18 protein-coding genes are annotated in these 23,435 nt (G+C 66.9%); 9 read left to right on the top strand and 9 right to left on the bottom strand.

Annotated elements, in window-relative coordinates:
• Nucleotides 1-162: 162 nt before the first annotated feature.
• Nucleotides 163-1,803: an NAD(P)H-hydrate dehydratase gene (locus HDG32_RS04075; RefSeq protein WP_184063577.1), complete on the bottom strand. Its 1,641-nt coding sequence runs from the start codon at nucleotides 1,801-1,803 to the stop codon at nucleotides 163-165.
• A 178-nt stretch (nucleotides 1,804-1,981) separates the two neighbouring features.
• Entirely contained in the window at nucleotides 1,982-3,277 is a 1,296-nt protein-coding gene (locus HDG32_RS04070) for an FAD-dependent oxidoreductase (protein WP_184063573.1), read from the bottom strand.
• 313 nt (nucleotides 3,278-3,590) lie between these two features.
• On the opposite strand from HDG32_RS04070, the gene purL reads away from it, so the two are divergent.
• Nucleotides 3,591-7,727 carry a phosphoribosylformylglycinamidine synthase gene (gene purL, locus HDG32_RS04065; protein WP_184063570.1) on the top strand — a complete coding sequence of 1,379 codons (4,137 nt, stop codon included), beginning with the start codon at nucleotides 3,591-3,593 and terminating at the stop codon, nucleotides 7,725-7,727.
• Between the two features lie 165 nt (nucleotides 7,728-7,892).
• On the opposite strand, the gene HDG32_RS04060 is transcribed toward purL, so the two are convergent.
• The 5 genes from HDG32_RS04060 to HDG32_RS04040 form a co-directional block, all read right to left on the bottom strand.
• Complete coding sequence (locus HDG32_RS04060) at nucleotides 7,893-8,672, bottom strand: peptidylprolyl isomerase (RefSeq protein WP_184063566.1); 780 nt, start codon at nucleotides 8,670-8,672, stop codon at nucleotides 7,893-7,895.
• A 10-nt stretch (nucleotides 8,673-8,682) separates the two neighbouring features.
• Nucleotides 8,683-8,994: a BolA family transcriptional regulator gene (locus tag HDG32_RS04055; protein WP_013089413.1), complete on the bottom strand. Its 312-nt coding sequence runs from the start codon at nucleotides 8,992-8,994 to the stop codon at nucleotides 8,683-8,685.
• A 1-nt stretch (nucleotide 8,995) separates the two neighbouring features.
• A complete protein-coding gene (locus tag HDG32_RS04050) occupies nucleotides 8,996-9,526 on the bottom strand; it encodes a septation protein A (RefSeq protein WP_085481354.1) in 531 nt (176 codons plus the stop codon).
• Between the two features lie 162 nt (nucleotides 9,527-9,688).
• Nucleotides 9,689-10,111, bottom strand: coding sequence for a peptide-methionine (R)-S-oxide reductase MsrB (gene msrB / locus HDG32_RS04045; protein ID WP_184033490.1), 423 nt, complete (start codon nucleotides 10,109-10,111; stop codon nucleotides 9,689-9,691).
• Nucleotides 10,112-10,186: 75 nt separating this feature from the next.
• Complete coding sequence (locus HDG32_RS04040) at nucleotides 10,187-11,743, bottom strand: YdiU family protein (protein ID WP_184063564.1); 1,557 nt, start codon at nucleotides 11,741-11,743, stop codon at nucleotides 10,187-10,189.
• Between the two features lie 155 nt (nucleotides 11,744-11,898).
• Here HDG32_RS04040 and HDG32_RS04035 point away from each other — a divergent pair, with 155 nt between their 5' ends.
• From HDG32_RS04035 to HDG32_RS04025, 3 genes are all read left to right on the top strand, one after another.
• Nucleotides 11,899-13,596 (top strand): 3-(methylthio)propionyl-CoA ligase, encoded by a 1,698-nt coding sequence (locus HDG32_RS04035; protein WP_184063561.1) that lies wholly within the window; start codon nucleotides 11,899-11,901, stop codon nucleotides 13,594-13,596.
• A gap of 142 nt (nucleotides 13,597-13,738) precedes the next feature.
• Nucleotides 13,739-15,829 carry a 3-hydroxyacyl-CoA dehydrogenase NAD-binding domain-containing protein gene (locus HDG32_RS04030; protein WP_184063557.1) on the top strand — a complete coding sequence of 697 codons (2,091 nt, stop codon included), beginning with the start codon at nucleotides 13,739-13,741 and terminating at the stop codon, nucleotides 15,827-15,829.
• 147 nt (nucleotides 15,830-15,976) lie between these two features.
• Nucleotides 15,977-17,155 (top strand): acetyl-CoA C-acyltransferase, encoded by a 1,179-nt coding sequence (locus HDG32_RS04025; protein WP_184063555.1) that lies wholly within the window; start codon nucleotides 15,977-15,979, stop codon nucleotides 17,153-17,155.
• A gap of 20 nt (nucleotides 17,156-17,175) precedes the next feature.
• On the opposite strand, the gene HDG32_RS04020 is transcribed toward HDG32_RS04025, so the two are convergent.
• Complete coding sequence (locus HDG32_RS04020) at nucleotides 17,176-17,685, bottom strand: LEA type 2 family protein (RefSeq protein ID WP_184063551.1); 510 nt, start codon at nucleotides 17,683-17,685, stop codon at nucleotides 17,176-17,178.
• Between the two features lie 69 nt (nucleotides 17,686-17,754).
• Entirely contained in the window at nucleotides 17,755-18,147 is a 393-nt protein-coding gene (locus HDG32_RS04015; RefSeq protein WP_184063548.1) for a hypothetical protein, read from the bottom strand.
• 178 nt (nucleotides 18,148-18,325) lie between these two features.
• On the opposite strand from HDG32_RS04015, the gene HDG32_RS04010 reads away from it, so the two are divergent.
• The 5 genes from HDG32_RS04010 (at nucleotide 18,326) to HDG32_RS03990 (ending at nucleotide 23,394) form a co-directional block, all read left to right on the top strand.
• A complete protein-coding gene (locus HDG32_RS04010) occupies nucleotides 18,326-19,831 on the top strand; it encodes a PLP-dependent aminotransferase family protein (protein ID WP_184063545.1) in 1,506 nt (501 codons plus the stop codon).
• Between the two features lie 64 nt (nucleotides 19,832-19,895).
• Nucleotides 19,896-20,381, top strand: a complete 486-nt coding sequence (locus tag HDG32_RS04005) for a PaaI family thioesterase (RefSeq protein ID WP_026225390.1) — start codon at nucleotides 19,896-19,898, stop codon at nucleotides 20,379-20,381.
• A 28-nt stretch (nucleotides 20,382-20,409) separates the two neighbouring features.
• Nucleotides 20,410-21,408, top strand: coding sequence for an NADP-dependent oxidoreductase (locus HDG32_RS04000; protein WP_184063541.1), 999 nt, complete (start codon nucleotides 20,410-20,412; stop codon nucleotides 21,406-21,408).
• Between the two features lie 52 nt (nucleotides 21,409-21,460).
• Complete coding sequence (locus HDG32_RS03995) at nucleotides 21,461-22,342, top strand: SDR family oxidoreductase (protein ID WP_184063538.1); 882 nt, start codon at nucleotides 21,461-21,463, stop codon at nucleotides 22,340-22,342.
• A gap of 92 nt (nucleotides 22,343-22,434) precedes the next feature.
• Nucleotides 22,435-23,394 (top strand): alpha/beta hydrolase, encoded by a 960-nt coding sequence (locus tag HDG32_RS03990; RefSeq protein WP_184063535.1) that lies wholly within the window; start codon nucleotides 22,435-22,437, stop codon nucleotides 23,392-23,394.
• Nucleotides 23,395-23,435 lie beyond the last annotated feature (41 nt).

The raw sequence follows: 23,435 nt of genomic DNA, 5'->3' as shown, positions 1-23,435 counted from the left end.
CGACCCGCGATCGATCCGACGCGCGGCGCAGGCAATCAGTATAGCGGGGTTGCGCGACGGGCAGCAGGGCGTTGCGCGCGCTCGCAATGATTGGGATCGCGATGTTTCATCGGTGTGAACGAGCGCCGCGAACGCGATTCGTATTCAGAGCAATCGCGCGCGTCAAGCAAGCGGCGCCGAATAGAACAGCCGGTTCAACAAGGTACGCACCATCGGTGCCAGCTCGCCGGCCGTCAGCCCGGCGGGGCCGTGGCCCTGCGCGGTCAGCGTATCGGCGGCAAGGCCGTGCAGATAGACGCCCGCGAGCGCCGCCTCGAAGCGTGGCAGATGCTGCGCGAGCAGCGCGCCGATGATGCCGCCGAGCACGTCGCCGGTGCCGCCCGTCGCGAGCGCGGCGTTGCCGGTCGGGTTCAGCGCGAGGCGGCCGTCGGGCGCGGCGATGATCGTGCCGACGCCCTTCAGCACGACGACGCTCGCAAAACGCGCCGCGAGCGCACGCGCGGCCGCGAGACGGTCGCGTTGCACGCTCGCCGCATCGCTGCCAAGCAGGCGCGCCGCTTCGAGCGGATGCGGAGTGAAAATGCACGGATCGCCTTGCACGCCGCGCGCGGTGACTTCCGCGGCGAGCGCGGGATCCTTGGCGACCAGGTTCAGCGCGTCGGCATCGAACAGCTTGGGCACGTCGAGTTGCAGCACGTCGTGCAGTACCCGCGTCGCGCGTTCGCCGTGCCCCATGCCGCAGCCGATCGCGAGTGCGTCCATCGAATCGAGCGGCAGCGTGTCGATCGGATGCAGCATCAGTTCGGGGTGCGGCGGATCGTAGGGCGGGGCGCCTTCGCCGAGCAGCGCGACGTGGACCTTGCCCGCGCCGGTGTAGAGCGCCGCGCGTGCCGCGAGAATCGGCGCGCCGCACATGCCGGTGTCGCCGCCGACCACCGCGAGGCTGCCGAAGGTGCCCTTGTTGGTCGCGAAGTTGCGTGGGGGCATGAAGGGGCCGAAGAGATCGGGCGCGCTGAGCTGGATCGCCGCACGTGAGGCGCTGGTGGCAGCGTGCTGGCTGCCCCCGCCGTTGATCCCTGCCACGAGCCCGATCGGTGCGACCGTCACTCGCCCGGCGAGATCGCGGCCTTGCGCGGTGAAAAGCCCCGGCTTCGCGCCGATGAACGTGATCGTGTGCGTCGCATGGACCGCCGCCGCGCCGTTGCCGCCGATCACCGCGCCGGTGTCGCTGTCGAGCCCGCTGGGCACATCGAGCGCGAGCACGGCGCCTTGTGTCGGGCGCGCCTTCGTGCACTGCGACAACTGCCGCGCGAGCGTCGCGAAGACGCCGTCGAGCGGCCGCGCGAGACCGATGCCGAACATACCGTCGACGAGCCAGCCATAGCCGTCGAGCGAGGCGGGCGGCGCCGCGTCGATCGGCACGCCGGCGACGCGCGCGGCGTCGAGCGCCCAGCGCGCGTCGGCGGGCTTCACTTCAACCGGCATACAGACTTCTACTGCGATGCCGGCCTTGTGCAGTTCCGTCGCGACGACCAGCGCGTCGCCGCCATTGTTGCCGGGGCCGGCGACCAGCCACGCGCGCTGCTGCGACTTCGTCACCGACGTATCCGCGGCGATCCGTTCGAGCAGCCAGCGCGCGGCCGCGTGACCGGCGCGCGCCATCAGCGTGTGCTCGGGCAGGGCCGCGGCGGCCTGGGATTCGGCGATCCGCAAGTCGGTCAGCGTCAGCAGCGGCAGCGCAAGCGGCTGCGAGTCGGTCAGCGGATCGAAAAGGGAGAGCAGCGAGTTTTCTGCGTCTGTCATGGCGAAACCTGGCGGTGCGCCCGCGGCGCGGCGGGCAGACTTTGGAATCGCTATGTTAGTGCCGATAGGCGCACGGCGTGCGGCTGTTTCGGTGGGTGCGGCGGAAGCGGCGCGATGAACGCGGGGTATCGACAGCGGGCTGTCAGCCCGCCATACCCGCCTGGAACCGCACGAAACCTTACTGGAACCGCTCCGGCCTCAATGCAGCGAGCGTGTCTTGCGGCAACGTCGGCGTCTGTCCCGACATCAGCTGTGCAACGAGCTTGCCCGCGCCGCAGGCGAGGCCCCAGCCGGCCGGGCCATGCCCGACGTTGATGAACAGCCGCGGATGCAGCGCGTTGCCGATCACCGGCAAGCCATCGGGCGACAGCAGTTTCACGCCTTCCCACGGCAGCGCCGCCGAAATGCGCGCGGCGCCCGGAATCCAGTCGTGCGTCGCCTGGCCGAGCAACGCGAGCGCCTCCTTGGTCAGCGCTTCGCCGAGCGGCTTGTCGATCTGGCTCGCGCTTTGCAGCACCGCGCCGCCCGCGATCCGCAGCCGATGGTTCATGCGGCTGATGCCGATGCGCTTGACCGCATCGACGATCGCGACGTGCGGCGCGCATTCCTCGTGCGCGATCGGCGCGACCAGCGAATGCAGCCGCAGCGGATGCAGCGGCAGCCTGAGCCCCGCGCGTTCGAGCAGCGCGAGGCTGCCGTAACCGGCGGCGACCACGACGGCGTCGGCCTGGACCACGTCGATCTCGCGCGAGCGGGGCGCGCCGTCGCGCGGCGCCAGTTCGACCGCCGCGCGCTGACTTTCGAGACGAATGCCGGTCACCTCGCAGTTCGGCATGAACTGCACGCCGCCTTGGGTATCGAGCACCTGTTTGACGAGCTTGGTAAAAAGCGGACAGTTCGCGGTGCGCTCGTGCTCGAACAGCACACCGCCGGCGAATTCAGGATCTGTGGGGACCGCATGCTCGAACGCCGCGCATTCGGCCGGGCTCAGCACGTGATGCGGCACCTCGAACCGGTGCAGCAGATCGAGCGCGGCTGCGTTCAGCTCCCATTCGTGCGCGCTGCGTACGAGGTACAGCAGACCGCTCGCCTGTTCGAATTCGAGGCCGAAGCGGGCTTCGACGTCGGCCATCGCATCGCGCGAGGATTCGATCAGCGGCCGCAGCAGCGCGTACTGGCGCGCGAACGCCTCGGGCTCCTGCCATGCTCCGAGCTGCTTGATGAACTGCCGCGCGGCGCCGTTGAAGCCGGTCTTGCTGATCACGCCATTTTTCGCGTTGTAGCGGCTCGCCATGAAGGTCGGGCCGAACCAGACGTCGAGCGGCGTCGGCAGCACGTTGCCGCCTTGTCCGTAGGTGGCGCCTTGCGCGACGGTCGCGTGACGCTCGACGACGCATACCCGGTGGCCGGCCGCGCGCAGGTGATAAGCGGTGGCGACGCCCGCTACCCCGCCGCCAATGACGATGACATCCATGCTCTGATTCGATGTGCCGACGGGCGGCTCGCGCGCGTTCCCGCTGGCTGTGACATGCGGCGCGCCGCCGGGTGAAACCCGGGTCGCGTGCGCCGATCTGGTGAAACGCGAATGATAGCAGTCAAAACACCCGCGCGGCGACGCGAAGGGCACCGCGGCGACGCCTCGCGCGGGCCGGCGCGGCCCGCCGCCCACGCACCCCGGAGCCCGCTGGAAGCCCGTTCCCGGGGTATAATCTGCGACTTCCTTTCCGCCTCACGTCGCATGCATGCGCGGCTCCCCGGCATCAATGAGCGACGCAACGTCAAGTCCCATGGCCCACTTCTCGTGTTTCCCCGGCGCTTCGGCCCTCTCCGATTTCCGTCAAACCCGCCTGCTCGACACGCTCACGCGCATCGACCCGAATATCACCGGCGTGCGCGGGCAGTATCTGCACTTCATCAATGCCCAGACCGAACTGTCCGCTGAAGAAAGCGCGAAGATCGAGGCGCTGATGCACTACGGCGATCCGTTCGAAGAAGGCAAGGAGCGTGGCGCGGTCGAGACCTTCCTCGTCGTGCCGCGCTTTGGCACCGTGTCGCCGTGGGCCAGCAAGGCAACCGACATCGCGCATCTGTGCGGGCTCACGCAGGTGCGCCGCATCGAGCGCGGCGTCGAGTACTCGGTGACGCTGAAAAGCGGCCTGCTCGGCGGCAAGAAGACGCTGTCGGACGAAGCGCGCGCGGCCGTCGCCGCCGCGCTGCACGATCGCATGACCGAGAGCGTCGCGCCGTCGCGCAACCACGCGTTGCATCTGTTCGACGAATTGCCGGCCAAGCCGCTGCAAACCGTCGACGTGCTCGCGAGCGGCCGCGCCGCGCTCGAAACCGCCAACGCGGAACTGGGCCTCGCGCTCGCCGACGACGAAATCGACTATCTGGTCGACGCATTCACGAAGCTCGGCCGCAATCCGACCGACGTCGAGCTGATGATGTTCGCGCAGGCCAACAGCGAGCACTGCCGCCACAAGATCTTCAACGCGGACTGGACGATCGACGGCGAGAAGCAGGACATGTCGCTGTTCAACATGATCCGCAACACCGAGAAGCTGAACCCGCAGGGCACGATCGTCGCGTATTCGGACAACTCGGCGATCATGGTCGGCGGCATGGCCGAGCGCTGGTTCCCGCGCACGCCGGCCGACCTCGGCGCGAGCGAATTGCCCGAGCACTATGGCCGCAGCGTCGAGCTCACGCACACGCTGATGAAGGTCGAAACGCACAACCACCCGACCGCGATCTCGCCGTTCCCGGGCGCCGCGACCGGCGCAGGCGGCGAAATCCGCGACGAAGGCGCGACCGGACGCGGCGCGCGTCCGAAGGCGGGCCTCGCGGGCTTCACGGTATCGAACCTCGAACTGCCGGACGGCGTCGAGGCGTGGGAAAACGCCCGCGACACCGCTCAGCCGCTCGTGCAGCGCAATCCGGCCGACCAGCACGAAGCGTACGGCCGCCCGGACCGCATCGCCTCGCCGCTGCAGATCATGATCGACGGCCCGCTCGGCGCCGCCGCGTTCAACAACGAATTCGGCCGGCCGAACCTCGGCGGCTACTTCCGCACCTACGAGCAGAACGTCGCGGGTCTCGTGCGCGGCTATCACAAGCCGATCATGATCGCGGGCGGCATCGGCAATATCTCCGACCAGCACACGCACAAGCACGATCTGCCGGAAGGCTCGCTGCTGATCCAGATCGGCGGCCCGGGCATGCGCATCGGCATGGGGGGCGGCGCCGCGAGCTCGATGGCGACCGGCACCAACACGGCCGAGCTCGACTTCGACTCGGTGCAGCGCGGCAACCCGGAAATCGAGCGACGCGCGCAGGAAGTGATCAACGCGTGCTGGCAACTCGGCGACAAGAACCCGATCCTCAGTATTCACGACGTCGGCGCGGGCGGTCTGTCGAACGCGTTCCCCGAAGTGGTGGACGGTGCGGGCAAGGGCGCACTGTTCGAACTGCGCAAGATCCAGCTCGAAGAAAGCGGTCTGTCGCCGCGCGAAATCTGGTCGAACGAAGCGCAGGAGCGCTACGTGCTGGCGATCGCGCCGGCCGATCTGCCGGTGTTCGAGGCGATGTGCAAGCGCGAGCGCTGCCCGTTCGCGGTGATCGGCACGGCCACCGCCGAGCGTCAGCTGAAGCTCATCGATTCCGAACTGCAGGAAGGCGCGCACCAGCCAGTCGATATGCCGATGGAAGTGTTGCTCGGCAAGGCGCCGCGTATGCACCGCGACGTAAAGCGTGCCGAGCGCAGGCTCGAACCGGTCGACGTGACCGGCCTCGCGCTGCAGGACCTCGCGCAGAGCGTGCTGCGTCATCCGACGGTCGCGAGCAAGTCGTTTCTGATCACGATCGGCGACCGCTCGGTCGGCGGCACGACCGCGCGCGATCAGATGGTCGGTCCGTGGCAGGTGCCGGTGGCCGACGTCGCGATCACGACGATGGACTACGCAGGCTTCAGCGGCGAAGCGATGACGATGTCCGAGCGCACGCCGCTCGCCGTCATCAACGCACCGGCCTCCGGCCGTATGGCAGTCGGCGAGGCGATCACCAACATCGCGGCGGCGCCGATCGCGTCGCTCGACAAACTCAAGCTGTCGGCTAACTGGATGGCCGCGTGCGGCGCGCCTGGCGAAGACGCCGCGCTCTACGACACGGTCAAGGCGATCGGTATGGAACTGTGCCCGGCGCTCGGTATCGGCATTCCGGTCGGCAAGGATTCGCTGTCGATGCGCACCCGCTGGGAAGAGAGCGGCGTCGCGAAGGAAGTGGTCGCGCCGGTGTCGCTGATCATCTCCGCGTTCGCGCCGGTTGAAGACGTCCGCAAGCATCTGACGCCGCAACTGCAGCGCGTGAGCGAAGTCGGCGAGTCGGTGCTGATTGCGATCGATCTCGGCCGCGGCAAGCAGCGTCTGGGCGGCAGTATTCTCGCGCAGGTCACGCAGCAGGTCGGCGACACGGTGCCGGACGTCGACGATCCGGAAGATCTGAAGCGCTTTTTCAACGCGATCCAGGCGCTCAATAGCGACGGCAAGCTGCTCGCGTACCACGACCGCTCGGACGGCGGCCTGTGGGCGACGGTTTGCGAAATGGCGTTCGCGGGTCACGCGGGCGTGTCGCTGAACGTCGACATGCTCGTGCTCGACGCGCACCACGAATCCGATTACGGCGACGCGAAGGACTGGGCGAAGCAGACCAGCGGCCGCCGCGACGACCGCACGCTGCGCGCACTCTTCAACGAAGAGCTCGGCGCCGTCGTGCAAGTGCGCGCGGCCGATCGCGACGCGGTGCTCGCCGCGCTGCGCGAACACGGTCTGTCGGCGTGCTCGCACGTGATCGGCAGGACCAACGAGCGCGACGTGATCGAGATCTATCGCGACGCGAAGAAGCTCTACGAGGCGCCGCGTGCCGAACTGCATCGCACGTGGAGCGAAGTGAGCTGGCGCATCGCGCGTCTGCGCGACAACCCGGCTTGCGCCGACGCCGAATACGACGCGCTGCTCGACGCGTCGGACCCTGGCATCACGCCGGTGCTGAGCTTCGATCCGGCCGACGATGTCGCCGCGCCCTTCGTCCCCCAAGGGGACTTCCTTCGGGGCGTCCCCCAAGGGGACTTCCTTCGGGGCGTTGGCAAGGGCGCGCGTCCGCGCGTCGCGATCCTGCGCGAGCAGGGCGTGAACTCGCATCTGGAGACGGCCTATGCATTCGATCGCGCCGGCTTCGACGCGCACGACGTGCACATGAGCGACCTGCTTGCGGGCCGCGCGAACCTCGCCGATTTCGCGGGCGCGGTCGCGTGCGGCGGCTTCTCGTACGGCGATACGCTGGGCGCCGGCGAAGGCTGGGCCAAGACGATCCGCTTCAACGCGCAACTGGCCGACATGTTCGCCGCGTTCTTCAGTCGTGGCGACACGTTCGCGCTCGGCATCTGCAACGGCTGCCAGATGATGAGCAGCCTCGCGTCGATGATCCCCGGCGCCGAAGCATGGCCGAAGTTCACGCGCAACAAGTCGGAGAAGTTCGAGGCACGCTTCTCGCTCGTCGAGGTGCAGGCATCGCCGTCGCTCTTTTTCGCCGGCATGGAAGGCTCGCGCATTCCGGTCGCGGTCGCGCACGGCGAAGGCTTTGCGGACTTCTCGCAGCAGGGCGACAAGTCGAAGGTCGCGGTCGCGATGCGCTATGTCGATCACCGTGGTCAGGCGACCGAGCAGTATCCGTTCAACCCGAACGGTTCGCCCGAGGGCATCACCTCGGTCACGACGGCCGACGGCCGCTTCACGGTGCTGATGCCGCACATGGAGCGCGTGCATCGCGCGGTGCAGATGAGCTGGCATCCGCAGGGCTGGGGCGAGATCGGCACGGACGCGAGCCCGTGGCTGCGCGTGTTCCAGAACGCGCGTCGCTGGCTCGGTTGATGAGTCAGGGGGCTGCCGCCCGCGTGCGGCGGCTCCTGTTTGCGGCAGCCACGCACGCCGCCGCTGCAAATCTTGCGGCAACAAAAAAGCCGCCCACGGGCGGCTTTATCGCATTCAGGCTTCAGAGCCAGGCGGACTATCCGAAGACAATCTGCCCGCCGACCCTTACTGAATCTTCGCGTTCTTGCGCAGATTCTCTTCGAACGCCTGCAGCTTTTCCTGCTGGATCTGCTGCACGATCTGCGCGCGCACCTGCTCGAGCGGCGGCGGCGTGACGGCGCGGATGCCGTCGACACGGATGATGTGCCAGCCGAATTGCGTATGCACCGGCGTGTCGGTCATCTGGCCTTTCTGCAGATGCGTGGCCGCGTCCGCGAATTCAGGCACGTAGGCCTTCGGGTCCGACCAGTCGAGATCGCCGCCGTTCTTGCCCGATCCCGGGTCCTTCGAGTACTGCTTGGCCAGGGCCTCGAAGCTCGCGCCGGCCTTGATCTTCGCGATCAGGTCCTTCGCCTGTTGCTCGTTGTCGACGAGGATATGGTGCAGGTGATATTCCTTGCCGCCCGCATCCTTGACGAGCGCGTTGTAGCGCGCGGTGATTTCGGCGTCGGTCGGCTGATTGTTCTTTACGAAGTCTTCGATCAGCGCGCGCAGCACGACAGTTTGCTGCGCGACCGCGATTTGCGCCTTGACGTCCGGACGGTTCGGCAGCCCGCGACGCAGCGCTTCCTGCATCAGGATTTCGCGATTCACGAGCTCTTCGCGCACGGCCTGCTGCAGTTGCGGCGTGTCCTGCTGTCCCTGGTGAACCAGTTGCTGGATCAACGCATCGGCGCGCGACTTCGGAATCGGCGTACCGTTCACCACGGCGATGTTCTGTGCGAATGCAGGTGCGGCCGCGAACGCAGCCAGCAATACCCAGAGGCGGGTTTTCTTCAAGGTCATCGAAAGGTTCCTAGCGGGGCAACAAAGCAAATTCTTCGGGCGTATACGCCGTGATGGCAAGGGCATGAATGCCGCGCTGCATGGCATCGGCCAGCGCATCATACACCATGCGATGCCGCGCCACGCGGGGCTTGCCGGCAAACGCGACGGCCACGATCGTGACACTGAAATGACCGCCGGCGGCGGCACCAGCGTGGCCCGCGTGCTGCGCGCTGTCGTCGGTGATGCGGATCGATTCGACGGGCGCGAGCGCGGCCGCGAGGCGCGCCTCGATCAGCGCGGCGCGCTCGGCGGTGGTGGCGTGCATGAACAGGTCGCTCATGTCATTCCTCCTTCATGTACTTCGATAGCCACAGGCTCTGTCCGACGATGAACACGAGCAGGCAGCCGGTCGCGCCGAACAGCTTGAAATTGACCCACTGATCGGTCGTGTAGTGATACGCGACGAACAGGTTCAGCAGACCGAGCAGCACGAAAAACACCGCCCAGATCAGGTTCAGCTTGCCCCAGATCGCGTGCGGCAGCGTGATCTGCTTGCCCATCATCGCTTCGATCAGGTTCTTGTTGAAGCCGAGCTGCGACACGATCAGCGCGACGGAAAACGCCCAGTACAGCACGGTCGGCTTCCATTTGATGAAGGTGTCGTTGTGCAGCACGAGCGTCGCGCCGCCAAATACGACGACGACGCCGAGGCTCACCCACAGCATCGGGTCAACCTTGCGGTGGCGGAACGCCACCCACGCGATCTGCACCAGCGTGGCGACGATCGCCACTGCCGTCGCCGTGAAAATGCCCCAGATCTTGAAGGCGACGAAGAACAGGATGATCGGGAACAGATCGAACAGGAATTTCATTATCTGATCGGGAAGTCGGAGAGTGAGTCGAACGTTGAAGCGCGCCCGCCTGGCGTGCAAGGTGCGCGGTGCCCGCTGGCGAGCGGGACGGCCGCATTGGAAGGGCGCCGCGCGCACTTCCAATGCGGCGCCGAAGGCGGGCAGGGATGCTGCCGCGCCGCGTTACTTGGGCTCGAATTGTAACGCAGCCGAATTGATGCAGTAACGCAGACCGGTCGGCGCCGGTCCGTCCTCGAAGACGTGGCCCAGATGCGCGCCGCAGTTCTTGCACTGCACCTCGATGCGCAGCATGCCGTGTGAGCGGTCGGTCTTCTCGGCGATCACTTCGCCGTTGATGGGGCGGAAATAGCTCGGCCAGCCGCAGCCGGCGTCGAACTTGGTGTCCGATTCGAACAGCGGCGTGCCGCAGCACACGCAGTCGTAGACGCCGCGTTCCCAGTGATCGTCGTAGCGGCCCGTGAACGGGCGCTCGGTGGCCGCATGGCGCGTCACCTGGTATTCCATGTCGGTCAGCTGCTTGCGCCACTCGGCGTCGCTTTTCTGTACGGCTGGGGCGTCATGCTTGAGATCGTCGGGGTTGTTCATGGTCGGGTTCCTGTCTCGGGTTTGTCTCGGTGCTTTCTCGTGGGGCGGCCGTGGCGAATCAACCGCGCCGGCGCGTCATGACGAACAGCTCACTTCCAGTGAGTTCGCCCAGTCGGGCGGCAGGCCCGCATACGACGCGTATTCGGGCTGCTCGTCGAACGGGTGACGCAACACGGCCGCGAGCCGTTCCACCTCGGAGAAATCCTTCTCCTTCGCGCGTTGGATCGCCGTTTCCACCAGATGGTTGCGAAGTACGAATTTGGGGTTCACGCGATTCATTGCAATGGCGCGCGCAACGTCGTCGCGTGACTCTTCGGCGAGCCGCGCGCGATAGTCGTTCGCCCATGCGTCGAAGGCGACGCGATCGAGGAACAGGTCGCGCACCGGCGTGTCGCCGCTCGCATCGTGTTTCGACAGGCGCGCGAGATGGCGGAACGTCAGCGTGAAATCGGCGCGGTTCGCGTGCATCACTTCGAACAGCCGGTTGACCAGCGCGTCGTCGCCGTCGCGGGCCTGTTCGAGGCCGAGCTTCGCGCGCATGCGGTTTTCGAGCGCCGGCGCGAAACGGTCCTTGAAGCCGGCTAGCACGTGCTGCGCATCTTCGACCGCCTTGTCGGCGCGCACGCTTTCGTCGTGCTTCTCGCCGAACAACGGCAGCAGTCCCTGCGCGAGGCAGAACAGGTTCCAGTACGCGATTTGCGGCTGCAGCCGGTAGGCGTAGCGGCCCTGCGTATCGGAGTGATTGCAGATGTGGCCGGCATCGAAGCCATCCATGAAACCGAACGGGCCGTAGTCGATCGTCAGGCCCAGGATCGACATGTTGTCGGTATTCATCACGCCGTGACAGAAACCGACCGCCTGCCAGTCGACCATCAGATCCGCGGTGGAGCGCACCGCCTCGGCGAGCAGCGCCAGATACGGATCGTCGGCCTCCTTGCAATGCGGATAGAAGCGCTCGATGACGTGATCGGCGAGCGCGCGCAACGCGTCGACACGATCGTTCGCGTAGAAGTGCTCGAAGTGGCCGAAGCGCACGAAGCTCGGCGCGACGCGCGTGACCACCGCGGCGGTTTCGATCGTCTCGCGCCGCACCGGCTGGTCGGAGCCGATCACGCACAATGCGCGCGTGGTCGGAATGCCGAGATGATGCATCGCCTCCGAGCACAGATATTCGCGGATCGACGAGCGCAGCACCGCGCGGCCGTCGCCCATGCGCGAATAGGGCGTGCGGCCCGCGCCTTTGAGCTGCAGTTCGTTGCGCTCGCCGTCGTGTTCGAGCTCGCCCAGGCCGAGCGCGCGGCCGTCGCCGAGCTGGCCGGCCCACACGCCGAACTGATGCCCCGAGTACACCGACGCATAAGGCAGCGTGTCGGCCGGCCAGTCGCGCGTCGCATTGCCGCAGAACAGCTCGATAAAGCCCGGATCGCGCTCGATGCCCTCGGGCATCCCGAGCCGCGCGGCGGTCTCGGCCGAGAAGCCGACGAGATAGGGTGCGTCGAGCGGCGCGGCGGGCAGGCGCGTGAGGAACGTGCCGCCGAGCCGCGCGAACGCGTTGGCTGGGGGAGTGGCGAGTGTGTTGGAAAGATCCGTCAAAGCTGCGGATAGCCCTGCAAAGCTTGGGGAAAACGACATGTTGAGCGCCTCTGGATTAGCCGATATTGTAAGTCCGCGCCCGCGGCGCTGCTGGGCGGCCGCCTTCATCGTTCGGACCATGCTGCTGCGCTCGACGCCGCCATGATCTTGCGCCAACCCATCGACCCACTAACAAGCCGAGGAGACCCCGCCTTATGACGACGCCGCTGCTGGGCCAGATGATGGACGTGCCGCTCACCGTGTCATCGTTGCTCGCGCATGCCGCGCGGCATTTCGGCAGCACCGGGATCGTGTCGCGGCGCATCGAAGGCGACCTGCATCGCTACACCTATCGCGATTGCGAGCAGCGCGCAAAGCAGCTCGCGCAGGCGCTCATCGCGCTCGGTGTCGAACCGGGCGAACGCGTCGCGACGCTCGCGTGGAACGGCTACCGGCATCTCGAAGCGTATTACGGCACCACCGGGTTCGGCGCCGTGTGTCACACGATCAACCCGCGGCTTTTCCCCGACCAGATCGCCTACATCGTCAATCATGCCGACGACGCGTACGTGTTGTTCGACACGACGTTCGCCGCGCTGGTCGACACGCTCGCGCCGCAATGCCCGCGCGTGCGCGGCTGGATCGCACTATGCGATGAAGCGCATCGGCCGCCGATGCAAACGTCGGTGCTGTGCTACGAAACGCTGATGGACGGGCAGGACGGCCGCTTCGACTGGCCCGCGCTCGACGAGCGCCAGGCGTCGTATCTCTGCTATACGTCGGGCACGACCGGCAATCCGAAAGGCGCGCTGTATAGCCATCGCTCGACGGTGCTGCACGCGTTCGGCGCGGCGTTGCCCGACGCAATGAACCTGTCGGCGCGCGACTCGGTGCTGCCCATCGTGCCGATGTTCCATGTCAACGCATGGGGCCTCGCGCACGCGGGGCCGCTGACCGGCGCGAAGCTCGTGTTCCCCGGCAAGGATCTCGACGGCAAGTCGCTGTACGAACTGATGGAGAGCGAACGCGTCACGTTCTCGGCCGGCGTGCCGACCGTGTGGCTCGGTCTGCTGAACCACCTGCGCGAAACGGGCGCGAGGTTTTCGTCGCTCGAGCGCACGGTGATCGGCGGTTCCGCCTGTCCGCCCGCGATGCTGCGGATACTCGAGGACGACTACGGCGTGCAGGTGATCCATGCATGGGGCATGACGGAGATGTCGCCGCTCGGTACCTTGTCGAAGCTGACCTGGGAGCAGAGCCAGCGGCCGCTCGCCGATCAGCGCAAACTGCTCGAAAAGCAGGGTCATGCGATCTACGGCGTCGACATGAAGATCGTCGGCGAGGATGGCCGCGAGCTGCCTTGGGACGGCGTCGCGTTCGGCGATCTGCACGTGCGCGGGCCGTGGGTCATCGACCGGTATTTCCGCAAGGAAGACTCGCCGCTCATCGACGGCTGGTTCCCGACCGGCGACGTCGCGACGATCGACCCCGACAGCTTCCTGCACATCACCGATCGCTCGAAGGACGTGATCAAGTCGGGCGGCGAATGGATCAGCTCGATCGACGTCGAGAACGTCGCGCTCGCGCATCCGGCGGTCGCGGAAGCCGCGTGCATCGCGTGCGCGCATCCGAAGTGGACCGAGCGCCCGTTGCTCGTCGTCGTCAAACGCGCGGGGCAAGACGTCACCCGCGACGAACTGCTCGCGCACTACGACGGCAAGGTCGCGAAGTGGTGGATCCCCGACGACGTCGTGTTCGTCGACGACCTGCCGCACACGGCGACCGGCAAGCTGCAGAAGCTGAAGCTGCGCGATCTGTTCCGCGACCACGTGCTGCCGTCCGCGCTCGAAGACGGCCGCAGCTGTCCGCTGACCCCCGAGTCCCAGGGGAAACCCCATTCCGGAATAAATTGAACGTTCGTTCTTTTTTGGTGTATCGTGCCTGCTGACCCCGGAACCATCGCTTGAAAAAGTCTGACCATAAGCAGGCTCGATGAACCGGACGGGCGGCGCATCATGCGCCGCCTCAATGCATGGATCGCACGGAGGCACGCAGATGGCAGTGGACTACACAACTCATGACGGCGTGGCCGTTCTCACGCTGAACAATCCGCCCGTCAATGGGCTCGGTCTGTCGACGCGCGCGGGTATCGTCGAAGGGCTCGAGCGCGCGCAGAACGATCCGGCCATCGAGGCCATCGTGCTGACGGGCGCGGGCAAGGCCTTTTCGGGCGGCGCCGACATCACCGAATTCAATACGCCGAAGGCGACCCAGGAGCCGACGCTCGCGACCGTCATCAAGGCCGTCGAAGGCAGCGCGAAACCGGTCGTCGCGGCGATCCACAGCGTCGCGATGGGCGGCGGCCTCGAACTTGCCCTCGGCGCGCATTACCGCGTCGCCGCGGCCGGCGCGCAGATCGCGCTGCCCGAAGTGAAGCTCGGCATCCTGCCGGGCGCGGGCGGCACGCAGCGTCTGCCGCGCGCCATCGGTCTGGAAGCGTCGCTGAACATGATCGTGTCGGGCGCGCCGGTACTCTCGGAAAAGCTCGCCGATTCGGGGCTGTTCGACGAAGTCGTCGCGAATCCCGCCGAACTGGCCGAAGCCGCGCTCGCGTTCGCGCGCAAGGTCGGCGCCGAGGCCGGCCCGCATCCGAAGGTGCGCGAGCGCAAGATCGAACATCCGAATGCGGCCGGTTTCATCCAGTTCGCGCGCAATAGCGTCGCGGCACTCGCGAAGAACTTCCCGGCGCCGCATAAATGCATCGACGCGGTCGAAGCCGGTGTGAAGGACGGCTTCGACAAGGGCCTCGCATTCGAGCGCGAATGCTTCATCGCGCTCGTGCAGACGCCGGAGAGCCGCGCGCTGCGTCACGCGTTCTTCGGTGAGCGGGCGGCGAGCAAGATTCCCGACGTGCCGGCAGATACTTCGGTGCGCGACATCGAGCGGGTGGCCGTGATCGGCGCCGGCACGATGGGCGGCGGCATCGCGATGAACTTCCTGAACGCGGGCATTCCGGTCACGCTGCTGGAAACGAAGCAGGAAGCGCTCGACCGCGGTCTCGCGACGATCCGCAAGAACTACGAGGCGACCGTCAGGAAAGGCAAGCTGAAGCCCGAGGTGATGGAACAGCGCCTCGCGCTGCTGAGCTCGACGCTCTCCTACGACGACCTGAAGCACGCCGACATGATCGTCGAAGCCGTGTTCGAAGAGCTGGGCGTGAAGGAGCAGGTGTTCCGCCGGCTCGATGAAGTCGCGAAGCCCGGTGCGATCCTCGCGTCGAACACGTCGACGCTCGACGTCGACAAGATCGCCGCGTTCACGAAACGTCCGCAGGATGTGGTCGGCATGCACTTCTTCAGCCCGGCCAACGTGATGAAGCTGCTCGAAGTCGTGCGTGGCAAGGAGACCGCGAAGGACGTGCTCGCCACCGTGATGAAGCTCGCGAAGAAGATCAGGAAGACCGCGGTGGTGTCGGGCGTGTGCGACGGCTTTATCGGCAACCGGATGATCGAGCAATACGTTCGTCAGGCGCTCTTCATGCTCGAAGAGGGCGCGCTGCCAGCGCAGGTAGACAAGGCCATCGAGAAGTTCGGCTTCGCGATGGGGCCGTTCCGCATGAGCGACCTCGCCGGCAACGACATCGGCTGGGCGATCCGCAAGCGCCGCTATCTCGAACACCCCGACATGCACTACTCGAAGATCGCCGACCGTCTGTGCGAGATGGGCCGCTTCGGCCAGAAGACCGGCGGCGGCTGGTACGACTACAAGGCGGGCGATCGCACCGCATACCCTTCGGGCGTGGTCAACGAAATGATCGGCGAGTACTCGAAGGAAACCCACTCTGAGCGCCGCAGGATCAGCGACGAGGAAATCGTCGAGCGTCTGGTGTTCGCGCTCGTCAACGAAGGCGCGAAGATTCTCGAGGAAGGCATCGCGTCGAAGGCGTCGGATATCGACATGGTCTATCTGACCGGCTACGGCTTCCCGTTGCATCGCGGCGGCCCGATGCTGTACGCGGACACGGTGGGGCTCTATAACGTCGAGCGCGCGATTCGCCGCTATGCGGCGCGGCCGAACGGCGACGCGTGGAAGCTCGCGCCGAGCATCGCGAAGCTCGCGGCCGAAGGTCGCGGGTTCAACGGCTGAGCGCGGCTGGCTTCAGCCCACGAATTGAGCGGTGCGGGTTCGCTCCGCATCGCTCGCGTCAAACGACAGAGGCGGCGCGGTGATGCGCTTATGAACGCACGGCAGTGAGCCGGCGCGCCACTTTTGACACTGCAATTGGAGACATGCATGACTGACGCCGTAATCGTATCCACCGCCCGCACGGGTCTCGCCAAATCGTGGCGCGGCGGTTTCAACATGACGCACGGCGCGACGCTCGGCGGCCACGTGACGCAGGCCGCGGTCGAGCGCGCGAAGCTCGATCCGGCGCGCGTCGAGGACGTGATCATGGGTTGCGCGAATCCGGAAGGCGCGACGGGCGGCAATATCGCGCGGCAGATCGCATTGCGCGCGGGCTTGCCGGTCAGCGTGCCGGGCATGACCGTGAACCGTTTCTGCTCGTCGGGATTGCAGACGATCGCGCTTGCGTCGCAACGCGTGATCGCCGGCGAGGGCGAGGTGTACGTCGCGGGTGGCGTCGAGTCGATCTCGTGCGTGCAGAACGAGATGAACCGCCACATGATGACCGACGGCTGGCTCACCGAGCACAAGCCGGAAATCTACTGGTCGATGCTGCAGACCGCCGAGAACGTCGCGAAGCGCTACTCGATCTCGAAGGAACGCCAGGACGAATACGGCGTGCGCTCGCAGCAACGCGCGGCGGCCGCGCTCGAAGCCGGTAAATTCAAGGACGAAATCGTGCCGTTGACGGTGCTCGCCGGTGTCGCCGACAAGGCGAGCGGCCGTCTCTACACGAAGGAAGTGACCGTCAGCAGCGACGAAGGCATCCGCGCCGACACGACGCTCGAAGGCGTGTCGAAGATCCGCATCGCGCAGCCGGGCGGCGTGATCACCGCGGGCAATGCGAGCCAGTTCTCGGACGGCGCATCCGCTTGCGTCGTGATGAACGCGACGCTGGCCGAACGCGAAGGGCTGCAACCGCTCGGCATCTTCCGCGGTTTCGCAGTGGCCGGCTGCGAGCCCGACGAAATGGGCATCGGGCCGGTGTTCGCGGTGCCGAAGCTGTTGAAGAAAGCCGGCCTCAAGGTCGAGGACATCGGCCTGTGGGAGCTGAACGAAGCGTTCGCGGTGCAGGTGCTCTATTGCGCCGACCAGCTCGGCATTGCGCACGACCGCCTGAACGTGAACGGCGGCGCGATCGCGGTGGGCCATCCGTACGGCGTGTCGGGAGCGCGGCTCGTCGGCCATGCGCTGATCGAAGGCAAGCGGCGCGGCGTGAAGTTCGTCGTCGTGACGATGTGCATCGGCGGCGGGCAGGGCGCGGCGGGTTTGTTCGAAGTGGTTTGAGCGGGCGTGGGCCGGCGTCATTACCAGCCCGTGTCCGACGACGGCAGGCTCAGCGTCCCCTGATCGGTGAATCGCGTCGTACCGGTCACGCCACCCGCGAGCTTGCCGCGCAGAACGTACGGAACCTGTCCCGACTGCGCGGCGCCGGCTAGCGCAAAGGCTTGACGAACCGCGGCGAAAGCCGGCACGGTCAGCGGCACGGTGACGACGGTTTCACCGAAGCGCGGCACGGTGCCGCTCTGGTCGCTGACGCCGCTGGCGAACGGCTTGCCGTTCAGTTCCAGATCGAGCGACACGCCGTTGAAGCTGACCGCGGAGTCGTTGGGATTCTGCACGCGCAGCTTGACGTTGAAGCGCATCTCCATGCCCTGGCCAGCGATCGGCTCGATGCCCGCCACATTGACGCGCAACGGGTCGGCGCCGAACAGGCCCGCGCAGCCAGCGAGTGTCAGCGTGACAGCGACGACGGCGGCGAACAGGCGCCACACCCGTGAGACGCGGCCCGGCAGCAGCGCGCGAAAGAATGACATGACCTGCACCTCGAACGAAGCGGGTTGGTCATGCATTGTAACGGGCCACGTGGCGCGCGCAGCGACGTTTCAGGCGGCGCGCCGCCACCGTGTGCGCACGACGCAAGCGAGACGCCGAGCGGCTTGCAGAACGAAACCGCGCGCGCTGTGTTCAGCGTGTGCAGGCAGCACGATGAACGCAGCGCGATTGGCTTGCGTCGCGCGGATCGACACGACGCCACGTTGCGAGGTCATAAACCGCTCGCCTTCGTGCAACGTGAGCGACGAGAGCGGGGCGTCGTTGCCGAGCCAGGCCAGCGAATGATCGCGGAAGACGAGTTGCAATGCAGCTTCGACCGCGATGATCGAACTGCGCGCGCGCAAGTCGTGCAGGGCCATCTGACCGGCGGCAAGATGCGACGCCGCGGTGCAATCCATTTCTGCACCGGGTAACAAGCGATCGTGGTATGGACGCACAGGCATGACCGATTCCTTTAAACCGTCTTCGTGTCACACAGCTTAGGGAATCCGTCCGGATGAAAACAGCCGCAGCTGTCGACAATCTGAACCGGTACAGTGGTGCGTTTCGTCACGCTGTATCGGTCCGAATCACGTCGATGTGTATCTGTCGCGGCGCGCGGACTATCCGCACCATCGGTTCATGAGCGAACCCCTCTTCACACCGCAAGGTCCCTCGACGGACCGGCCAGCCGAGCGCCAGCCGCTTTACCGGCAACTGGCCGACCAATACCGCCGCGCGATCGGCAACGGCGCGCTACGCCCGGGCGACCGCATGCCGTCGATGCGCGCGTTCATGCAGCGCCACGGCGTGAGCCTCGCGACGGCGACCGAGAGCTATCGCGAACTGGAACGCGCCGCGCTGATCGACGCGCGGCCGCGCGCCGGCTATTTCGTGCGCGTGCCGCCGACGGCTGCGTTGCCCTGCGCCGCCGAGCCCGATCTCGCGATGCAGCCCGGCGCCGCCGCGCAGTTCGTCGGCATTCACTCGGAGATTTCGGCGCTCGTGTCGAAATTTCAGCGCTATCCGCACGCGCTGAATCTCGGCGGCGCGACCGCGTCGCCCGATCTCTATCCGACCGATGCGTTGCAAAAGGCCGCGGTGCGCGCGTTGCGCCGGCGGCCCACCTTGCTGACCGCCGTCGGGCCCGATCAGGGTGATCCGGCGTTGCGCGCGATCATCGCCCGGCGCGCGCTCGAGGCCGGCATCCAGATCGGCGCGGACGACATCATCATGACGCACGGCGGCGTCGAAGCGATGAACCTCGCGTTGCGCGCGGTGACGCAGCCGGGCGACACGGTCGCGGTCGAATCGCCGTGCTTCTTCGGTTTGCTGCAGGCGCTCGAAAGTCTCGGTCTGCGCGCGCTCGAAATTCCGACCAGCCCGAGCACCGGCCTCGCGATCGAGGCGCTGGCGTTCGCGCTACACACGCATCCCGACATCAAGGCGGTCGTGGTGGTGCCGAATCTGCAAAACCCGCTCGGCAGCGTGATGCCCGACGCGCACAAGGCGAGCCTCGTCGAACTGTGCGCGCACGCCGGCATCGCGCTGATCGAGGACGATCCCTACCGCGAGCTCGTCGATGCCGCGCCGCCGCCCCGCTCGCTGAAGGCGTGGGACACCGATGGCACCGTGATCCATTGCACATCGTTCAACAAGACGCTGGCGCCTGGCATGCGCGTCGGCTGGATCAACGGTGGCCGGTGGCATCCGCGCATCGGCATGCTGAAGTTCGCGCAGTCGCGCCACAACGAGCAGTTGTCGCAAGTCGTGCTCGCCGGGTTCCTGGAGACGAGCGCGTACGAGCGCCATTTGCGGCGTTTGCGCGAGAGCTTGCAGCTGCGGCGCGAGCGGATGGCCGCGGCGGTGGCGGCATCGTTTCCCGACGGCACGCGGTTCACGCCGCCGCGCGGCGGGATGTTTTTCTGGATCGAATTGCCGCGTCACGTATCTTCGTCGGCTTTATTCGACGCCGCGTTGCATGACGGTATTCGCATCATGCCGGGCACGGTATTTTCGAACGCCGGGCGTTTCGATCACTTCATTCGGCTCAGCTGTCCGAGTGCGGATCTGGATCTGACCGACGAAGCGGTGCGCAGACTGGGGCGCCTCGCGACACGGATGGCAGCTCATGCGCCAACGCGATAGCGGGTATCATTTCCCGCCGTAGGCTCGACACGCGCCGTCGGCTACGAAATCAGATATCTGAGCCATGACCGATCCATCGACCTCATCCAGAACGGGCCATGCATCGTTGCCCGAAAGCCCCTTCATCGACCGTCTCGGCGCACAGTTGTTGTCGGCCGCCGACGGCGTCAGCGAAGTCGTGCTGCCGTTGCAACGCGATCATATGAACACGTGGGACGTCGCGCATGGCGGCGTCACGATGACGCTCGCCGACGTCGCGCTCGCGATGGCCGCGCGCAGTCTCGCCGGCGACGGCGTCGGCGTCGTCACCGTCGAGATGAAGGTCAACTTCATGCAGCCGGGACGCGGCGAGTTGCGCGCGACCGGCCGCGTGCTGCATCGCTCGACGACGATGGCCTATTGCGAAGGCGAGATCCGCGACAGCGAAGGCCACTTCGTCGCGAAAGCGCTCGGCACCTTCAAATACATGCGCCGCCTCGCGGTGGGCCGCGACGTCACGCGGCAGCGTCTGCGCAGCGACCCGGCGGCGAAGCCCGGTCCGAGCGACTGAGCACCCCATAACCCAAGGAGACGACCGCATGGCCCAGATCAATCGCCAATTGCTGCTGGTTTCGCGCCCCCAAGGCGAAGCCACGCCCGATAACTTCAAGCTCGTCGAAACGCCGCTCACGCCGCTCGCCGAGGGCGAAGTACGGGTGCGCAACCACTACCTGTCGCTCGATCCGTATATGCGCGGACGCATGAACGACAGCAAGTCATACGCGGCGCCGCAGCCGCTGAACGAAGTGATGATCGGCGGCACGGTCGGCGAGGTCGTCGAGACGAGGAATCCGAAGTTCGCGGTCGGCGACAAGGTCGTCGCGATGTTCGGCTGGCAGGAGTACGGCACCTCGAATGGCACGGGCATGCAGAAGGTCGACGACACGCATGTGCCGCTGCCGGCGTATCTCGGGCCGGTCGGCATGCCGGGCGTCACCGCATGGTACGGGCTGAACCGCATCATCGCGCCGAAGGCCGGCGAGACGGTGGTCGTCAGCGCGGCGAGCGGCGCGGTGGGCAGCGTGGTCGGTCAGCTCGCGAAGGCGGCGGGCGCGCGCGCGGTCGGCATCGCGGGCGGCGCGGACAAGTGCCGCTATGTGGTCGAGACGCTCGGCTTCGACGCGTGCGTCGACTACAAGGCCGGTAACCTGTACCAGGACCTGGAGGCCGTCACGCCCGACGGTGTCGACGGCTGCTTCGAGAATGTCGGCGGCGACGGGCTCGACGCGACGCTCGCGCGCATGAACGCGTTCGGGCGCATCGCGTTGTGCGGCTTCATCGCGGGCTATGCCGGCCAGCCGCTGCCGCTCAAGCATCCGTCGCTGATGCTGACGCAGCGGCTGCTCGTGCAGGGCTTCATCGTCAGCGAACACATGGACGTGTGGCCCGAGGCGCTCAAGCAGCTCGGCTCGCTCGTCGCGCAAAAGAAGCTGCACTATCGCGAGACGATCGCGCAAGGGCTCGAAGCCGCGCCCGAGGCATTCATCGGCTTGCTGAAGGGCCGTAACTTCGGCAAGCAACTGGTCAAGCTGATCTGAGCGCGACGTGATCATGCAACGGCAAGCCGCCGCTCAACCAGGGAGTCACAGAATGTTCGAATTCGCGGGCAAGGTGGCGGTGATCACCGGCGCGGGCAGCGGCTTTGGCCGCGCGTTCGCGCACAAGGGCGCGGCGCTCGGCATGAAGCTCGTACTCGCGGACGTCAACGCGGACCAGCTCGCGCAAACCGTCGATGCCTTGCGCGAAACCGGCGCCGAGGCGATCGGCGTGCCGACCGACGTGTCGAACGCCGCGCAGGTCGAGGCGCTCGCGCAGGCGGCGCTCGCCGCGTTCGGCAAGGTCCACGTGCTGTTCAACAACGCGGGCGTCGGCACCAGCGGCTTCCTGTGGGAAAGCTCGGCGAACGACTGGTCGTGGGTGTTCGGCGTCAACGTGATGGGTGTCGCGCACGGCGTGCGCGCGTTCGCGCCGATCATGCTCGCGCAGAAGGAGCCCGCGCATATCGTCAATACGGCGTCGGTGGCGGGGCTGCTGGCGCCGCCGGCAATGGGCATCTACAACGCGTCGAAGCATGCGGTGGTGGCGCTGACCGAGACGCTGTATCACGACCTGAAGCTCGCGCAGGCCGGCACGGGCGGCGAGGTCGGCTGTTCGCTGCTGTGTCCCGCCTTCGTGCCGACCGGCATCGCGGAGGCCGAGCGCGCGCGTCCCGACGAGTTGCGCAACGCGGACCGGCCGACGCGCTCGCAGATCGCGGCCGGCAAGCAGTTGCAGCGCGCGGTGCAGTCGGGCAAGCTCACCGCCGACGATGTCGCCGACATCGCGTTCGAGGCGATCGCCGCGCGGCGTTTCTATATCATCACGCATCCGGGCATCATGGCGACCGTGAAGCTGCGTCACGAGGATATCGAGCAGTTGCGCGAGCCATCCGATCCGATGTCGCTGAAGCCCGAGGTGAAGAGCGCGCAGTAGCGGCCGGCTGCGCGGCCGGTGCGCCTGCTTTTGTCAACCCTTGGCGCACTGCGCGCCGCCCGATGTGCGACGCGCACCGCGTTGCCGAAACCATGCCGCTGAATCCCACGATCGAGCAGGTGCTCGACATGATCGCGCGGGCCAAACGCCCGCAGTACCACCAGATGAGCGCGCAAGCGGCGCGCGCGTCGTACGAGAAAAGCGCGCCGATCCTCGAGATCGCGAGCGCGCCGATGTTCTCCGTCGAAGATCTGCGCGTGCCGACGCGCGACGGCGCGACGATCCGCGCGCGCTTCTACTTCCCGGTCGAGCCGGGCTGGGCCGAGCCGCTGCCGGCGTTCGTGTACTACCACGGCGGCGGCTTCACGGTCGGCAGCGTCGATACGCACGATGCGCTGTGCCGGATGTTCGCGCGCGACGGCCAGTGCGCGGTGCTGTCGGTCGATTACCGGCTCGCGCCCGAGCACAAGTTTCCGACCGCTGTCGACGATGCCTTCGACGCCCTCAGCTGGCTGCACGCGCACGCGGCCGAATTCGGCATCGACGGCACGCGGCTCGCGGTGGGCGGCGATAGCGCGGGCGGCACGCTCGCGACGGTTTGCGCGGTGCTCGCGCGCGACGCCGGCCTCGCGCTCGCGCTGCAATTGCTGATTTATCCGGGCACGACCGGCCATCAGCAGACCGACTCGCACTCGCGCCTTGCCGACGGCTTCCTGCTGTCGGGCGACACGATCCAGTGGTTCTTCGAGCACTACGTGCGAGATAGCGGCGATCGCGACGACTGGCGTTTCGCGCCGCTCGACGGCGAGCGCGGTGCGCCGGATTTTCGCGGCGTTGCGCCCGCGTGGATCGCGACCGCCGAATACGATCCGCTCAGCGACGAGGGCGATGCCTATGCGGAGAAACTCCGTGCGCTCGGCAATCCGGTCACGCTCAAACGCTACGCCGGCATGATCCACGAGTTCTTCAAGATGGGCGGCTTCGTGCCCGAAGTCGCGCAGGCGCATGCGGACGCCGCGGCGGCGTTGCGCGCGGCATTCGGCATCGGGTGAGGGCGGTGATCGCGAAGCGATGAGCGGCCGGCGGCGAATGC

The organism is Paraburkholderia sp. CI2, assembly GCF_014201055.1.
Classification (GTDB): Bacteria; Pseudomonadota; Gammaproteobacteria; order Burkholderiales; family Burkholderiaceae; genus Paraburkholderia; species Paraburkholderia tuberum.
Note: the sequence above shows the minus strand (reverse complement) of the source record. Positions and strands in the feature narration are given on the sequence as shown.

Coding starts and splice junctions, on each gene's coding strand:
- HDG32_RS04075 (WP_184063577.1), bottom strand. CDS start 1,803: ATGACAGACGCAGAAAACTCGCTGCTCTCCCTTTTCGATCCGCTGACC.
- HDG32_RS04070 (WP_184063573.1), bottom strand. CDS start 3,277: ATGGATGTCATCGTCATTGGCGGCGGGGTAGCGGGCGTCGCCACCGCT.
- purL (WP_184063570.1), top strand. CDS start 3,591: ATGGCCCACTTCTCGTGTTTCCCCGGCGCTTCGGCCCTCTCCGATTTC.
- HDG32_RS04060 (WP_184063566.1), bottom strand. CDS start 8,672: ATGACCTTGAAGAAAACCCGCCTCTGGGTATTGCTGGCTGCGTTCGCG.
- HDG32_RS04055 (WP_013089413.1), bottom strand. CDS start 8,994: ATGAGCGACCTGTTCATGCACGCCACCACCGCCGAGCGCGCCGCGCTG.
- HDG32_RS04050 (WP_085481354.1), bottom strand. CDS start 9,526: ATGAAATTCCTGTTCGATCTGTTCCCGATCATCCTGTTCTTCGTCGCC.
- msrB (WP_184033490.1), bottom strand. CDS start 10,111: ATGAACAACCCCGACGATCTCAAGCATGACGCCCCAGCCGTACAGAAA.
- HDG32_RS04040 (WP_184063564.1), bottom strand. CDS start 11,743: ATGTCGTTTTCCCCAAGCTTTGCAGGGCTATCCGCAGCTTTGACGGAT.
- HDG32_RS04035 (WP_184063561.1), top strand. CDS start 11,899: ATGACGACGCCGCTGCTGGGCCAGATGATGGACGTGCCGCTCACCGTG.
- HDG32_RS04030 (WP_184063557.1), top strand. CDS start 13,739: ATGGCAGTGGACTACACAACTCATGACGGCGTGGCCGTTCTCACGCTG.
- HDG32_RS04025 (WP_184063555.1), top strand. CDS start 15,977: ATGACTGACGCCGTAATCGTATCCACCGCCCGCACGGGTCTCGCCAAA.
- HDG32_RS04020 (WP_184063551.1), bottom strand. CDS start 17,685: ATGTCATTCTTTCGCGCGCTGCTGCCGGGCCGCGTCTCACGGGTGTGG.
- HDG32_RS04015 (WP_184063548.1), bottom strand. CDS start 18,147: ATGCCTGTGCGTCCATACCACGATCGCTTGTTACCCGGTGCAGAAATG.
- HDG32_RS04010 (WP_184063545.1), top strand. CDS start 18,326: ATGAGCGAACCCCTCTTCACACCGCAAGGTCCCTCGACGGACCGGCCA.
- HDG32_RS04005 (WP_026225390.1), top strand. CDS start 19,896: ATGACCGATCCATCGACCTCATCCAGAACGGGCCATGCATCGTTGCCC.
- HDG32_RS04000 (WP_184063541.1), top strand. CDS start 20,410: ATGGCCCAGATCAATCGCCAATTGCTGCTGGTTTCGCGCCCCCAAGGC.
- HDG32_RS03995 (WP_184063538.1), top strand. CDS start 21,461: ATGTTCGAATTCGCGGGCAAGGTGGCGGTGATCACCGGCGCGGGCAGC.
- HDG32_RS03990 (WP_184063535.1), top strand. CDS start 22,435: ATGCCGCTGAATCCCACGATCGAGCAGGTGCTCGACATGATCGCGCGG.